This window comes from Micromonospora sp. NPDC005203 (assembly GCF_042872705.1).
Classification (GTDB): Bacteria; Actinomycetota; Actinomycetes; order Mycobacteriales; family Micromonosporaceae; genus Micromonospora.
The window spans coordinates 274,803-288,384 of record NZ_JBIAKV010000006.1; the positions used below are offsets into that span (position 1 = coordinate 274,803).

General features: G+C 71.8%; 14 protein-coding genes and 1 riboswitch. Of the genes, 7 read left to right on the forward strand and 7 right to left on the reverse strand.

The features are described 5' to 3' along the window. Positions 1-122 precede the first annotated feature (122 nt). Genes ACFYPM_RS16750 through ACFYPM_RS16760 form a run of 3 tightly spaced genes read left to right on the forward strand, consistent with a single transcriptional unit; the run spans position 123 to position 2,985 of the window. Positions 123-1,397, forward strand: a complete 1,275-nt coding sequence (locus tag ACFYPM_RS16750) for a beta-ketoacyl-[acyl-carrier-protein] synthase family protein (protein ID WP_387197097.1) — start codon at positions 123-125, stop codon at positions 1,395-1,397. A 23-nt stretch (positions 1,398-1,420) separates the two neighbouring features. Then, entirely contained in the window at positions 1,421-2,671 is a 1,251-nt protein-coding gene (locus ACFYPM_RS16755; protein ID WP_387197385.1) for a beta-ketoacyl synthase N-terminal-like domain-containing protein, read from the forward strand. After that, entirely contained in the window at positions 2,668-2,985 is a 318-nt protein-coding gene (locus ACFYPM_RS16760) for an antibiotic biosynthesis monooxygenase family protein (RefSeq protein WP_387197100.1), read from the forward strand. Before ACFYPM_RS16755 ends, ACFYPM_RS16760 begins: the two co-directional genes overlap by 4 nt. 44 nt (positions 2,986-3,029) lie before the next feature. On the opposite strand, the gene ACFYPM_RS16765 is transcribed toward ACFYPM_RS16760, so the two are convergent. The 3 genes from ACFYPM_RS16765 to ACFYPM_RS16775 all read right to left on the reverse strand — a co-directional run bounded on the left by ACFYPM_RS16765 (position 3,030) and on the right by ACFYPM_RS16775 (position 4,231). Next, on the reverse strand, positions 3,030-3,713 hold the full coding sequence (locus ACFYPM_RS16765; RefSeq protein WP_387197103.1) for a hypothetical protein: 684 nt from the start codon (positions 3,711-3,713) through the stop codon (positions 3,030-3,032). After that, positions 3,710-3,838 (reverse strand): hypothetical protein, encoded by a 129-nt coding sequence (locus ACFYPM_RS16770; protein ID WP_387197106.1) that lies wholly within the window; start codon positions 3,836-3,838, stop codon positions 3,710-3,712. Before ACFYPM_RS16770 ends, ACFYPM_RS16765 begins: the two co-directional genes overlap by 4 nt. Positions 3,839-4,018: 180 nt before the next feature. Next, positions 4,019-4,231 carry a hypothetical protein gene (locus tag ACFYPM_RS16775; protein ID WP_387197109.1) on the reverse strand — a complete coding sequence of 71 codons (213 nt, stop codon included), beginning with the start codon at positions 4,229-4,231 and terminating at the stop codon, positions 4,019-4,021. A 1,411-nt stretch (positions 4,232-5,642) separates the two neighbouring features. Here ACFYPM_RS16775 and ACFYPM_RS16780 point away from each other — a divergent pair. Further along, positions 5,643-6,227, forward strand: coding sequence for a hypothetical protein (locus ACFYPM_RS16780; protein ID WP_387197112.1), 585 nt, complete (start codon positions 5,643-5,645; stop codon positions 6,225-6,227). Between the two features lie 101 nt (positions 6,228-6,328). Next, entirely contained in the window at positions 6,329-6,580 is a 252-nt protein-coding gene (locus ACFYPM_RS16785; RefSeq protein ID WP_387197114.1) for a hypothetical protein, read from the forward strand. A 117-nt stretch (positions 6,581-6,697) separates the two neighbouring features. Here the strand turns inward: ACFYPM_RS16785 and ACFYPM_RS16790 are convergent, their stop codons facing one another. The 4 genes from ACFYPM_RS16790 to ACFYPM_RS16805 all read right to left on the reverse strand — a co-directional run bounded on the left by ACFYPM_RS16790 (position 6,698) and on the right by ACFYPM_RS16805 (position 11,480). Beyond that, the gene (locus tag ACFYPM_RS16790) at positions 6,698-8,134 is read right to left on the reverse strand and encodes a glycine hydroxymethyltransferase (RefSeq protein WP_387197117.1); all 1,437 of its coding nucleotides are present in this window, start codon (positions 8,132-8,134) and stop codon (positions 6,698-6,700) included. A gap of 19 nt (positions 8,135-8,153) precedes the next feature. Further along, positions 8,154-8,243: riboswitch (ZMP/ZTP riboswitch) on the reverse strand. 49 nt (positions 8,244-8,292) lie between these two features. After that, a complete protein-coding gene (locus ACFYPM_RS16795; RefSeq protein ID WP_357248875.1) occupies positions 8,293-9,162 on the reverse strand; it encodes an NAD(P)H-hydrate dehydratase in 870 nt (289 codons plus the stop codon). Further along, positions 9,146-9,877 carry a histidine phosphatase family protein gene (locus ACFYPM_RS16800; RefSeq protein WP_387197120.1) on the reverse strand — a complete coding sequence of 244 codons (732 nt, stop codon included), beginning with the start codon at positions 9,875-9,877 and terminating at the stop codon, positions 9,146-9,148. The genes ACFYPM_RS16795 and ACFYPM_RS16800 overlap by 17 nt, the downstream gene beginning before the upstream one ends. Positions 9,878-9,920: 43 nt before the next feature. Then, complete coding sequence (locus ACFYPM_RS16805) at positions 9,921-11,480, reverse strand: glycosyltransferase family 39 protein (RefSeq protein ID WP_387197123.1); 1,560 nt, start codon at positions 11,478-11,480, stop codon at positions 9,921-9,923. 194 nt (positions 11,481-11,674) lie between these two features. On the opposite strand from ACFYPM_RS16805, the gene ACFYPM_RS16810 reads away from it, so the two are divergent. Both ACFYPM_RS16810 and ACFYPM_RS16815 read left to right on the forward strand, forming a co-directional pair. Beyond that, positions 11,675-12,565: a glycosyltransferase family 2 protein gene (locus tag ACFYPM_RS16810; RefSeq protein WP_387197126.1), complete on the forward strand. Its 891-nt coding sequence runs from the start codon at positions 11,675-11,677 to the stop codon at positions 12,563-12,565. A gap of 23 nt (positions 12,566-12,588) precedes the next feature. Continuing rightward, on the forward strand, positions 12,589-13,563 hold the full coding sequence (locus ACFYPM_RS16815; RefSeq protein WP_387197128.1) for an NAD-dependent epimerase/dehydratase family protein: 975 nt from the start codon (positions 12,589-12,591) through the stop codon (positions 13,561-13,563). The last annotated feature ends 19 nt before the right edge of the window (positions 13,564-13,582 follow it).

Consider the following 13,582-nt stretch of genomic DNA (forward strand, 5'->3'; position numbering starts at 1 on the left):
CGTCGTGAGCGCGAGGAGTGCGCCGGGGTTGCGAGCCCCGCAGTCGCGAACCGAGGTGGCGTCGTGAGCGCGAGGAGTGCGCCGGGGTTGCGAGCCCCGCAGTCGCGAACCGGGGTGGCGTCGTGAGCGGACGCCGGACGGTGGTGACCGGGATCGGGGTGGTCGCGCCCGGCGGCGCCAGCCGGGACCGGTTCTGGAAGACCATCACCGAGGGGCGGACCGCCACCCGGCGGATCAGCTTCTTCGACCCGTCGGCGTTCCGGTCGCAGATCGCCGCGGAATGCGACTTCGACCCGACCGCAGCGGGGCTCACCGAGGCCGAACAACGCCGGGCCGACAGGTACGTGCAGTTCGCGCTGGCCTGCTCCGTGGAGGCCGTCGCTGACGCCGGACTGGTGCTCAGCGACGCCGAGCGGGACCGGGCCGGGGTGGTGCTCGGCACCGCCGTGGGTGGCACGATGGCGCTGGAACAGGAGTACGTCACCGTCAGCGAGCACGGTCAGCGCTGGCTGGTCGACGCGACGCGCGGTGGCCCGTACCTCTACCAGGCGCTGGTGCCCAGCAGCCTCGCCGCCGACGTGGCCTGCCGGCACGGGCTGCACGGCCCGGCGCAGGTGGTGTCCACCGGCTGCACCTCCGGCATCGACGCCATCGGCTACGCCCACCAGCTCATCGTGGACGGTGAGGCGGACGTGATGCTGGCCGGCGCGGCGGACTCGCCGATCTCGCCGGTCACCGTCGCCTCGTTCGACGCGATCAAGGCGACCAGCCCGGACAACGACGACCCGGCGCACGCCTCCCGCCCGTTCGACGCCGACCGACACGGGTTCGTGCTGGCCGAGGGCGGGGCGGTGCTGGTGCTGGAGGAGCTCGGGCACGCCCGCCGGCGGGGCGCGCACATCTACTGCGAGGTGGCCGGCTACGCCAGCCGCAGCAACGGTTACCACATGACCGGGCTGCGTCCAGACGGCCTGGAGATGAGCCTCGCCGTGACCGACGCGTTGAAACAGGGGCGGATCCTGCCCGAGCAGGTGTCCTACATCAGCGCCCACGGCTCGGGTACCAAGCAGAACGACAGGCACGAGACAGCCGCGTTCAAACGGGCGTTGGGCCAGGCCGCGTACCGGGTGCCGATCAGCTCGATCAAGTCGATGGTCGGGCACTCGCTCGGCGCGATCGGGTCGATCGAGATGGCGGCGTGCGCCCTCGCGATCGAGTTCGGCGTGGTGCCACCGACGGCCAACTGGAGCACCCGGGACCCGGAGTGCGACCTGGACTACGTACCGAACGAGGCGCGGGAGGTCCCGGTGGAGGTGGCACTGTCGGTGGGCAGTGGATTCGGCGGCTTCCAGTCGGCGATGGTGTTCCGCCGGTCGGCCGGGCCGGTGGCGGCGTGAGCGCCGTTCGGCCCGGTGGCGGCGTGAGCGCCGCGCGGGCGGTGGTGACCGGCATCGGTGTGGTCGCGCCGAGCGGCATCGGCGCGGACGCGCACTGGCGAACGGTGCTGGCCGGCACCCGCCGGACCGGACCGATCACCCTGTTCGACCCGGCCGGCTATCCGACGCGTTTCGGCGGGGAGGTGCCCGGCTTCACCGCCGACTCGTACGCGGACAGCCGGCAGGTGGTGCAGACCGACAGGTGGACGCACCTCGGCTTCGCCGCGACCCGGTTGGCGTTGGCCGACGCCGGCCTGCCCGAGCGGGCCCCCGACCCGTACGGCTACGCGGTGACCCTGGCCAGCTCGTCCGGGGGCAACCTGTTCGGCCAGCGGGAGTTGCAACGGCTGTGGGGCGGATCGTCACGCACGGTCGGGGCGTACCAGTCGATTGCCTGGTTCTACGCGGCGAGCGTCGGGCAACTGTCCATCCACCACCAGTTCAAGGGACCGAGCGGGGTCCTGGTCGCGGAGGCCGCCGGTGGGCTGGACAGCCTCGCGCACGCCGCCCGCGCGGTACGCCGGGGCACCCCGGTGGTGATCGCCGGGGCCACCGAGTGCCCGCTGAGCCCGTACGCGTTGGCGTGCCAACTGCGTTCCGGGCTGCTCAGTGACGTCGCCGATCCGCAGCGGGCGTACCGGCCGTTCGACGCCTCGGCCAGCGGCTACCTGCCGGCCGAGGGGGGCGCGGTGTTCGTGGTGGAGGAGTTGGGCCATGCCCTCGCCCGGGGCGCCCGGGTCTACGGCGAGGTGAGCGGGTGGGGCTCCACCCACGACGCCGCGCACACCACCGCGGACAGTGCCGGCGACCCGACCCAGTACGCGCGGGCGATGCGGTTGGCCCTGGACCGGGCCGGCGTCGCGGCGGCCGGGATCGACGTGGTGCTGCCCGACGCCCTCGGTGTGCCCCGCTACGACCGCAGCGAGGCCGAGGCGTTGCGTGCCGTGTTCGCCGACCGGCCGGTCCCGGTGACGACGCAGAAGCCGCTGACCGGGCGGGCGTACCAGGGTGGCTCGGCGTTGGACGTGGCCACCGCGCTGCTCGCCTTCGCGCACGACACGCTGCCCGCGTCGGCCGGCCCGGAGGAGGTCGCCGAGGGGTGCGAACTGGACTTCCTGCGCGAGCACCGCCAGCCGCGCAGCCGGCTCGCGTTGGTCTGCGCGCGGGGCTTCGACGGGTTCAACAGTGCGCTGGTCCTGCGCGGGGCCGTGCCGATGAGGGGAGAGACGCCATGAGTGGACAGCGGGCGCGGGTGGTGTTCCTGGTGCGGGTCCCGGTGCCACGCACCGAGGAGTTCCTCGCCGCCTACGAGGAGGTGCGGCACCTGGTCGCCGACGGGGTGCCGGGACACCTGGTCGACCAGGTGTGCCGCTCGTCGACCGATCCGGAACAGTGGCTGATCACCAGCGAGTGGGCGAGCCTCGCCGACTTCGAGGCTTGGGAACGGACCCCCGAGCACCGGGACCTGGTGCGTCCGATGCGGGAGTGCTTCACCGACGCCCGCTCGCTGCGTTTCCACATCCACGCCCAGACACCCGCGCTGGTCTGACGGTCCACGCCCGGTCCCGGGGTGCTCGCCGGGGAAAGACGAACTCAGTCCCCCAGAGGACACAGCAGGAGGGCGTCGATGCTGGCGTCGAACGGCTGGGGATCGATGTCGCCCTCGTACACCAGGGCGATGGTGCCGGTGGGCAGGTCGGGCGAGAGGCAGTAGAACAGGTTGGTCCCGTTGGTGGTGACGACCAATAGGCGGGTCGAGGCGATCTCCTGCTCTTCGTCCCAGTCCACCAGGCCGTCCGGTTCCTCGGCCCACTCCGCGTACGTGCTCATCTCGCCGACGTGCGCCAGCCCCCCGGAGATGCCATCGGGATGGCTGAAGCCGGCGTGCACGGTCTGGAGGAACGTCTGCACCGCGGTGGGAAAGCGGTCCCAGAACCGTGGCTTTCGGAACTGCCGCGAGTCCCAGCCCAGCCAGAGGACCAGTTCGTCGCCGCGGCCGCGGACGACGTAGATCAGCGCCAGGTCGCCGGCTGCCCGACCGAGCCGGACGTCCAGCAGCCGTTTGCGGAACGCGCCGAAGAACCGCGGCACCAGGCCAGCGAATCCCGGGGTCCACCGGTCCAACGCCGCCGCGATCCGCTCCTCGGCGGTGGCCGCCGTGACGACCGGCCGCCACTGCGGGTGCAGGTCATCCGGGACGCCGACGACGAGGCTCAGCGCCGGAGCGAAGGCGGCGTCCAGGATCGCGCCGTCGGTGACTCCGGGCAGCCCGCTCACTGTCGGCTCCTCAGCAGTTTGTTGATGAAGTCCGGTGGTTGCCGGTGGACCTGGGCCTCCCGCCGGACCTGGGCCGCCTGCCAGGCCGGATCGAACGTGGTCGGCGCTCTCACGAAGTTCGGCATTCAGATCATCCGGGGCGAGCGGCACATACAGACAGCCGCGCTGGTCTGACGCTCCGGACGCGACCTTGATGATCGCGCTCGATCCATGGTGTAGTGGCCTCCGCCCGAGGGCGAGGCCACTGTTTCATGGTACGAGCACGATCTCCTCTCGCCCGGGTCCCGTTCGACACCGAGCCACCCTCAGGAGGCGATCAAGTCCCTGGCGTCCTGACAGAATCGGCGGACTGTGGGAGTGCGCCGGTACGGGGTCAGCGCGCCGACCAGGTTGCGGACGTGCTTGACGCACCTGGCGGAGGTGACCTGCCCGGTCAGGGTCTGCACGGCCTGGTCGCCGAGGGCGAGCGCCTTGTCCAACTCGGGGTGCTCCTGCTGAACGTACGTGGTCGCGAGCAACGCGTTACGCAGTGCGCCCTCGCGGGTGTACTCGTTGCTCTGTAGCCGCAGCGCTGACCGCAGGTGGTCGCGGGCGCGCGGCCAGTCTTCGAGCTTGACGAAGCAGTAGCCGGCCTGAGCGTGAGCCTGCGCCTCGTTGATCCAGTAAGACCAGTCGGGGTCGCCGTGCTCGGGCCGGCTGTCGGTGAACCTGTCGAAGGCGTTGTCGACCCGCCCGAGGACCAGGGCAGATCAAGACCAACCGAGGCGGGCGCGGCCTCGAACCCGTCGCTTGGCCAACCCAGCTCATCGAGATCAACCGTTCGCTGCAACTGCTCGGACAGCAGCACCGAGGTCAGCGAAGGCCACGGCGCTCGGGGAATGTCGCCTTTCTTCCACTTGTACGGCGTCTTGAGGTGCAGCCGCTCGGTCCGACCGTGCCGCTCGGCGCACTCGTTGAGACGTCGAGCGAACTGCTCCGGCTGCCAGCCCACCTCGGCCAACAACCGCGTCAACGCCTCTCCGCGGGGTGCCACCCTCCAGCCTCCTCATCTCTAGCGACCGCCACGCGAACAGTAGCGATTCGGTCGGACATTAGGTGGCCACGGCACTCCTAAGCACCGATAGGCACCGAACGCACCTGCCTCCGCGACTGCGTGCACGGCGTCCACTGGACAAGTCAAGACGAGCGGATCGAATCACGGGGGCGAGCCGAAGAAGTGAAGGTGAGCATGATCTCCGAAGTGGTGTCGGCGATGGTTTTTGGTGGGCTGGTGCCGGGGTTTTGCTGGCTTGCTCGCGTTCCGGGTGAAAACGAGGTGGTGTCCCCACTGTGGGCAGCCCACCCAGGCGCTGCCGCAGGAGCGGGATCGGTGACCCGACCGATGGTGGAACGCGTCGAGCCGGTCGGGCGACGGGTGGCGCGTTGGCGGGTGCGTCGCCGGATGACCCAGCAGATGCTCGCCGATCGGCTCGGCAAGTCGAAGAGTTGGGTCGACAAAGGTCGAGCGCGGGGTGCGCGGCCTGGACCGCTACTCGGTCATTCAGGAGATCGCCGAGGTGCTACGCCTCGATCCGGCGATGCTGCTTGACCCGCGCGAGACGTCACCGCTGGCGACGCCCGCCTTGGCCGGCATCGACGCGGTCCGCGCCGCACTGGCCCATTATCACCAGCGTGGTCCCCGAAGGGTGTCGACCGATGAGGCCGGCCGTCGGGTCGAGCACGCCTGGCTCGCCTACCAGCACGCCCACTACGCACAACTCCTCCGGGCGCTGCCCGTTCTGCTCGACGCCGCCCAGGCCACACCCGGCCTGCTGGTGCCCGCGTACCGGATCACCGCCTCGGTGCTCGTCAAACTCGGCGAGGCCGACCTGGCCTGGCTCGCCGCCGACCGGGCCGTCACCGCCGCCACGGGCGACCCCGTCCGCACCGGTGCCGCCACGATCGCGAATCGCGCAGGCGTTGCGGGCGCTGGGCCGCGACCGGCTCGCCCTCACCGCGGCCGTCGCCGCCGTGGGCACGGCCGCCGACGCTGGGGTGCGCGGAACGCTGCTCCTCCAGGCCGCAATGGCCGCTGCCGGTTGCGGCGAGGGTCGCCGCGCCGACGACCTGATCGACCACGCCGCCGCGTTGGCCGGCCGGCGTACGGGCACCGAGGACGCCCACCACACCGCGTTCGGCCCGATGGTCGTGCTGCTGGCCCGCTTCCTCACCGCACTGAACTGTGGCGATGCCGGCGAAGCCGTGTACCGCCACGAGCAGGCCATCCGCCGCGACGACTGGCCATTGCTACCCGCCGAGCATCGCGGCGCCCACCTCATCGACGTGGCACGCGCCTACCTCCAGGCCGGCGACATCACCAAAGCCGGTTACACCCTGGCCGACGCCGACACCATCGCGCCCGCCGAAGTTCGCTACCGGCCTGCCGCTCGTACCCTCATCGCCGAGATCGCTCACAGCGGCCGCGCGGCGGCCAGCGTGGCCCGACTCGCCACCCTCATCGCGCTCACCCGCTGACCGCGACGCTGCCGCCGGCCGGCTGACCCACCGCGTTCACCGGATGGCAATGCGCGACGGCCGGCGTACCGTCGTCCTGGGTGGACGGTCATAATGTCCGCATGATTGCCTGGGAGTACGCCCTGCTCGTCCGCCGTTATCAGGGACAGGGCCGCAATTTCCACGTCTCGTTCGTCTGGTACGCCCCGGACGGGTCCCGCAAGGACATCACCGCCTTCGGTGACACCGCCATCGCGCACCTCAACCGCGCCGGTCGGGAGGGGTGGGAGCTGGTCTCCGCGGCCGAGGACGTGAACAACGTCCAGGGCAGCACGGAGGTCCACCGCTATCACCTCAAGCGCCCCCTGGACTGAGGCCGGTCACCCCGCGCAGCGATATGCCTCCGAGTCATAACCATGACCCAGAGGCATATCGCTCATTCTGACGAGTGCCCCGACGGCGTGCCGTGCGCACCCGCCGCGGCTGCGCCGTCAGGCCAGGTCGATGCCCGGGTAGAGCGGGTGGGGGGCCAGCAGGTCGGTCGCCTGCCGGGCGATCTTGTCGGCCAGGTCGGCGTCGAGCACGTACTTCGCCTTGGACGGGGTGCCGTCGGCGTTGGCGCCGGCCGTGGTCTGGGTGAGCACGGTGTGGATCAGATCCGCGGTCTGGTCCATCTCGGCGGTGCCCAGGCCCCGGGTGGTCAGCGCCGGGGTGCCGATCCGGATGCCGGACGTGTACCAGGCCCCGTTCGGGTCCTGCGGGACCGAGTTGCGGTTGGTGACGATGCCCGAGTCGAGCAGCGCCTGCTCGGCCTGCCGGCCGGTGAGCCCGTAGCCGGACACGTCGATCAGCACCAGGTGGTTGTCGGTGCCACCGGTGACCAGCTTCGCGCCCCGGCGCAGCAGCCCCTCGGCGAGCGCCTGCGCGTTGTCCACGATGCGCTGGGCGTAGTCGGCGAAGTCGGGGCGGCGAGCCTCCGCGAGGGCGACGGCCTTGGCGGCCATCACGTGCGGCAGCGGACCACCGAGCACCATCGGGCAGCCCCGGTCCACCTGGTCGGCCAGCTCCGGCTGGCAGAGCACCATGCCGCCGCGCGGACCGCGCAGCGACTTGTGCGTGGTGGTCGTGACGATGTGCGCGTGCGGCACCGGGTCGAAGTCGCCGGTGAACACCTTGCCGGCCACCAGGCCGGCGAAGTGCGCCATGTCGACCATGAAGGTGGCGCCGACCGAGTCGGCGATCTCCCGCAGGATCCGGAAGTTCACCTTCCGGGGGTACGCCGAGTAGCCGCCGACCAGGATCAACGGCTTGAACTCGCGGGCCGCCTCGGCCACCCGGTCGTAGTCGATCAGACCCGTCGTCGGGTCGGTGCCGTAGCTGCGCTGGTCGAACATCTTGCCGGAGATGTTCGGCCGGAAGCCGTGGGTGAGGTGGCCGCCGGCGTCCAGCGACATGCCGAGCATCCGCTGGTTGCCCAGCTCGCGACGCAGCGCGAACCAGTCGGCCTCGGTGAGGTCGTTGACGTGGCGGACCTGCGCCTTCTTCAGCGCGGGGGACTCCACCCGGTCGGCCAGCACCGCCCAGAAGGCTACCAGGTTGGCGTCGATGCCCGAGTGCGGTTGCACGTACGCGTGCGCGGCGCCGAACAGCTCCCGGGCGTGCTCGGCGGCGAGCGCCTCGATGGTGTCGACGTTCTGGCAGCCGGCGTAGAAGCGGCGGCCGACGGTGCCCTCGGCGTACTTGTCGCTGAACCAGTTGCCCATGGCCAGCAGCGTCGCCGGGGAGGCGTAGTTCTCGCTGGCGATGAGCTTGAGCGACTCCCGCTGGTCGGTCAGCTCGGCGCCGATGGCGTCGGCCACCCGCGGCTCGACAGCCCGGATCACCTCAAGGGCGCTACGGAATGCGGTGGACTCGGCGTTGTGCGACATGCGACCTCCAACAGACGTGCGGGAAGGCCCAGGCGCTCGGCAAACGTCCTCATGACGGGGCCGCTCCCCGATGGTTGTCCATCCCCACGCGCCAGTAACGGCCCGCGCCGATCCTACCGGGCCGGCCGGGGCCGTCCCGGGCGACCTCCACCGGTCGGTCAGACCATCGACAGCGTTCCGGGGATCTCGTCGAGCAACTCCCGGGCGAGGAAGCCGATGCGGCCGTACCGGGGGATCAGCCGCTGCCCGCTCACCGCGTGCGCGAACGAGCCCCAGCAGGCGGCCTGCGCCGGGTCGGCGCCCCGGGACAACAATCCCGCCAGCAACCCGGCGAGCACGTCCCCGCTGCCAGAGGTGCCCAGCCCGGCGTCGCCGCTCTCCTCCCGCCAACCCCGCCCGTCCGGGGCGGCCACGTGCCCGTAGAGCGAGACGACCGCCTCGTAACGGGCGGCCAGCTCGGCCGCCTCGGCGTCCAGGTCGTCGCCCGGTTCCCGGCCGAGCAGGTGCCCGGCCTCGGTGACGTTCGGGGTGAGCACCACGGGCCGGCCCGAGCCGACCAGCAGGTCCGGCGCGTGGCTGAGCGCGCCGAGGGCGTACGCGTCGAGCACCAGTGACGTGCGCGGTCGGGCCGCGTCCAGGACCAGGCTCAGCAGGCGGTTGGTTTCGTCGATCGCCTTCAGCCCGGGACCGAGGGCCACCACGTCGGCCTGCGCGACCAGCTCGCCGAGCTGGCCGTCCCGGTCAGCGGCGACCGCGCCGTCGGAGGTCTCCGGCAGCCCGACCACGAGCGCCTCGGGCACCTGGATGCTCAGCGTGGCCGCGGTGGACTCGGCGGCGGCCAGTTGGAGCACCCCGGCGCCGGCGCGCAGCGCGGCCACCCCGGCGAGCAGCACCGCACCGGGGGTGAAACGGGAGCCGCCGACCACCAGCACGGTGCCCCGGCTCTCCTTGCCGCCGACCGGCACCGGCAGCGCCCATTCCCGCAGCAGCCCCGGTGTGATCACCTGAACGTCAGACCGGTTCGGCATGGATCTCGTCCTCCCTGGTTGGCTCGGCGCCCTGCCGGTGCAGGTGACCGACCTTGTTGAACCCGCCAAGCGTCAGCCGGCCCTGGGCGTCGGCGGACCAGTCGGTGATCGAGCAGTTCGCGATCACGTGTTGGCGGGTCAGCGCCATCAGTTCCTCTTCGGTCAGCCCCTCCACCAGATAACGCAGCAGGAAAACCAGCGCGTCGTGGCCGAAGAGCAGGACCCGTTGGCCCTCGTGGTCCCGGCGCAGGTCGCCGAGGAGCGTGCGCAGTCGCAGCGCCACGTCGGTCCAGGACTCCCCGCCCGGCGGTCGGTAGTAGAACTTGCCGAGCCGCTCCCGGCGCTCGGCCTCGTCCGGGTGACGCCGACGCACCCCGCGCCCGGTCAGGCCGTCGAGAATGCCCAGCTCCCGGTCGCGCAGCCGCTCGTCGCGGCTCACCGGCACGCCGGTGCCGCGCAGCGCCAGCTCCGCGGTGGACACCGCCCGCAGGTACGGCGAGACCACCGCCACGTCCGGCCGGCGCTCCGGCGGCAGCTCGGCCAACCAGCGGCCGGTGGCCCGGGCCTGCTCCGCACCGGTGGGGGAGAGCGGCACGTCGGCGTCACGGTGACCGAGCCCGATCAGCTCCTCGCCGGACGCCTCGGCGTGGGTCGCCGCCACGTTCGCGGTGCTCTCACCGTGTCGGATGATCCAGAGGGTCGCCAGTTCCGCCATGCCGACCCCCTACCCGGGTGCCGGCGGCGGTAATCGCGGCGGGTCAGCCGCGCCGCTGCAGGAGGCCGACGGTCATCCCGGTCACGTGGGTCAGCCGGGCCAGTTGGTAGCGCTTGCCGAGCAGCTCGGCCCGATCCTTCGACAGCCCGCTCAGCGGTGCGTCGGTGACCGTCGGCGTCACCAACCAGAGCCTCGGCTCGTCGGGCAGACACTTCGCCGGCTCGCCGCAGTCCGTGCCGTACAGCTCGTTGCGCTGGGCCGCCGTCCGGTGCCGGAACACGTTGGGCGGGGAGATGTCCTCCGGGAGGTAGTACCGCACCCCGGGTTCGGTCATCCACCACCAGACACCGCCCACGACGAGGCCGTCCCCGGGCTCGTAGCCGGCCTCGATGACCCTGGCCGCCTGGGAGTAGGACAGGGGGTCGAAGGCGCGTGTCCGCGGGTAGGTGTACCAGCCGTGCGAGTACTCGCCGCGCAGCGCGAGCTGACCGGGCATGGACAGCGCGGCGACGACCACGAGCCCCGCCGCCATCAGCGGGGTCCAGCGCAGCGCGGTGATGCCGGCGCCGGCCAGCACCGCCCAGGCCGGCAGCAAGAACAGCAGATACTTGGAGAAGAAGTAGTTGATCTCGCCGGTCGAGGCCAGCAGGATCACCGGCACCGGCAGCACGGCGACAAGCGTCACGCTCACCGCCCGATGCACGCCGTCGCCGCGCAGGTGGGTCAGCAGACCCACCGTGGCCAGCGCGGTCACCGCGGCGGCGAGCAGCGTCGAGCCGTACGCCTGCTCCCAGACCGTCCAGGGTGAGAGATCCGGGATCCAGCTGATCTGCCGGCCCGCCTGTGTCATGCCCCGCAGGATCGCCGGCGCGGCGATCGCCACCCCGGCGACGGCGGCGAGGGGGAACCAGACCAGCGGCCACCGGTGGCGCTGCCGCCAGGTGTGGATCAGCACGACCGTGCCGTGCCCGAGCAGGAGGGTCAGCGCCACCACGTTGACCAGGCCGATGCCGGCCACCGCGAGCGCGTACGCCACCCAGCGTTGCCACCGGGGCCGCTCCAGCGCGCGGAGCAGGAACAGGGTGGCCGCCGCCGAGGCCAGGACGACGAAGGCGTACGAACGGGTCTCCTGCCCGAACCGGGTGACCGTGGGCACCAGGGCGAAGACGAAGCCGGCGGCGACACCCGTCGCGTGATCGAAGAGCCGGCGCCCGACCAACGCCACACAGGCGGTGGCCAGGGTCATGGCCAGCGCCGACGGCAGACGTACCGCGACGGGACTCGTGCCGAACAGCGTCGTCCAGGCGTGCATGAACAGGTAGTAGGCCCCGTGCACGGCGTCGACGTTCGCCAGCATGGCCCGGATCTGTCCGGTGGAGCGCGTCGCCACGTCGACGGTGACCAACTCGTCGTGCCACATCTCCGGGCTGCCGATCCGCCACCCGACGACGAGCGCGGCGAACGCGCTCGGCCAGAACCAGACGGTGAGTGCCAGCCGGCGGGCGAGGGGGACCGGCTGGCGGTCCGGCTCGGCGGGCAGGGGCGGACTCTTCCCGTCGGTCTGCGCGGGCTGCGCGTCCGTGGCGACGGCGCGGTTCGACATCGGCGTCCGATCGGGGGCGGGTGACGGGGCGCGACGATGATAGCGCCCGCGAAGTCGGGCGTCGGGCGGTGACTCGGTGCGCTCGGGGTGGGCGCGCCGCCCGGTTCGGCGCTGGCCGATCGTGGGGGCGGGCCTGATAATGTGGCCGCGCCCGTCGCGCATTTCCACCACGCACAGTGAGGCCTACCGACCCAATGATTGTCGACATTATGCTGCCGTACTACGGAAGCGTGCCCCTCATGCAGGCGGCGGTGCGCAGCGTGATGGCGCAGAGTGACCCTGGTTGGCGCCTCACCGTGGTCGACGACGGCACCGAGCCGGGTGTGCCCGAGTGGTTCGCGGGCATCGACGACGAGCGGGTCCGTTACCAGCGCAACGAGCACAATCTCGGGATCACCGCCAACTACCGCAAGTGCGTCGGCCTTGCCGAGCACGAGTACCTGGTGATGATGGGCACGGACGACATCATGCACCCCAACTACGTCGCGACCGTGCGATCGGTGATCGAGCAGTACCCGGGCGTCGGCATGGTCCAGCCGGGGGTCGAGATCATCGACGCCACCGGCACGGTGGTCAACACCATCGTCGACGAGGCGAAGCGGCGGATCTACGCCCCGCGGATCGGCTCCCGTGAGCTGATGGGCGGCGAGGACCTGGCAGCCAGCCTGCTGCGGGGCTGCTGGTTCTACTTCCCGTCGATGTGCTGGCGGACGGACGCGCTCAAGGCCGTCGACTTCCGCGACGAGTTCCAGGTCATCCAGGACCTGGCCCTGGTGATCGACCTGATCCAGCGCGGTGAGCAGATGGCGGTCGACAACACCCTCTGCTTCCAGTACCGGCGGCACGCGGTCAGCAAGTCCGCCGCCGACGCGGTCAGCGGCTCCCGGTTCACCGAGGCGCGGGCGTTCTTCCTCGACGTCGCCCGGCGGATGGACGAGCAGGGCTGGCCGCGGGCGGCCCGGGCGGCCCGCAGCTACACCTCGTCCCGACTGCACGCCATCACCCTGCTGCCGACGGCGGTCCGCTCCGGCAAGATGTCCGGCGTACGCAGCCTGTCCCGGCACGCGTTCGGGCCGGGCCGATGACCGACGAGAGCCAGGGGAGCGCCATGACCGTCCGACAACGACGTCCGGCGGAGCACGCCGAACCGCCCGTACGGGTGGTGGTGCTCGGCGGCACCGGATTCCTCGGCCGCCCGATCTGCCGCGCCCTGGCCGACCAGGGGCACACCGTGGTCGCCGTGGCGCGTACCCCGAAGACGATCGGCCCGGGTGTCCAGGTCCGCGCACTGGACCTGGCCGCCGCCGACGTCGACGAGATCACCGCGGTGCTGCGTGACCTCGCCCCGGACGTGGTGATCAACGCGGCGGGCGGGATGTGGGGCCTGAGCGAGGCGCAGATGCTCGCGGTGAACGTCACCCTGGTCGAGCGGCTCCTGGCGGCCGCGGGCCGACTGCCGGGGCGGGTCCGGGTGCTCCAGATGGGCAGCGTGCACGAGTACGGGCTGGTCCCGGTCGACACGTCGATGCCCGAGCGGCTGACCCCCGCGCCCGTGATGCCGTACGGCGAGTTCAAGGTGCGCTGCACCGAGGCGGTCACCGCGGCGGACCGGCAGGGCCTGATCGAGGGCGTCACGCTGCGGGTCGGCAACGTCATCGGCCCCGGCCAGCCCGGCCACAGCCTGCTCGGGGTGGTCGCGGGCCGGCTGCGCGACGCCCAGCGGGCCGGTGAGCGGGCCCGGCTGGAGCTGGCTCCGCTCGGCTCCCGGCGTGACTTCATCGGTCTCGGTGACGTGGTCGCCGCCGTGCAGTTGGCCGCGTCCCGTCCCGACGCGGCCGGTCGTGTGATCAACATTGGTCGGGGTGTGGCGGCCAGCGCGCGTGATATGGTCCGGCTCCTCATCGAGGTCAGTGAGGTGCCGACCGACCTCGTCGAGGCCGAGCAGACCGGTCCCGCCGAGACCAGTTGGCAGCGGCTGGACATCGGGTTGGCCGCCGAGGTGCTCGGCTGGTCGCCCAGCGACGACCTGCACACCGAGATGAAGCAGCTGTGGGAGCACGCCGGCGCCGATGTGCCCGCCTGATGCCGGGAGGTTCCTGAGC

Excerpts from the sequence above, each read along its gene's own strand:
- ACFYPM_RS16800 (WP_387197120.1), bottom strand. The coding sequence starts at position 9,877 with ATGGCGGAACTGGCGACCCTCTGGATCATCCGACACGGTGAGAGCACC.
- ACFYPM_RS16815 (WP_387197128.1), top strand. The coding sequence starts at position 12,589 with ATGACCGTCCGACAACGACGTCCGGCGGAGCACGCCGAACCGCCCGTA.
- ACFYPM_RS16795 (WP_357248875.1), bottom strand. The coding sequence starts at position 9,162 with ATGCCGAACCGGTCTGACGTTCAGGTGATCACACCGGGGCTGCTGCGG.
- ACFYPM_RS16805 (WP_387197123.1), bottom strand. The coding sequence starts at position 11,480 with ATGTCGAACCGCGCCGTCGCCACGGACGCGCAGCCCGCGCAGACCGAC.
- ACFYPM_RS16760 (WP_387197100.1), top strand. The coding sequence starts at position 2,668 with ATGAGTGGACAGCGGGCGCGGGTGGTGTTCCTGGTGCGGGTCCCGGTG.
- ACFYPM_RS16790 (WP_387197117.1), bottom strand. The coding sequence starts at position 8,134 with ATGTCGCACAACGCCGAGTCCACCGCATTCCGTAGCGCCCTTGAGGTG.
- ACFYPM_RS16810 (WP_387197126.1), top strand. The coding sequence starts at position 11,675 with ATGATTGTCGACATTATGCTGCCGTACTACGGAAGCGTGCCCCTCATG.
- ACFYPM_RS16770 (WP_387197106.1), bottom strand. The coding sequence starts at position 3,838 with ATGCCGAACTTCGTGAGAGCGCCGACCACGTTCGATCCGGCCTGGCAG.
- ACFYPM_RS16785 (WP_387197114.1), top strand. The coding sequence starts at position 6,329 with ATGATTGCCTGGGAGTACGCCCTGCTCGTCCGCCGTTATCAGGGACAG.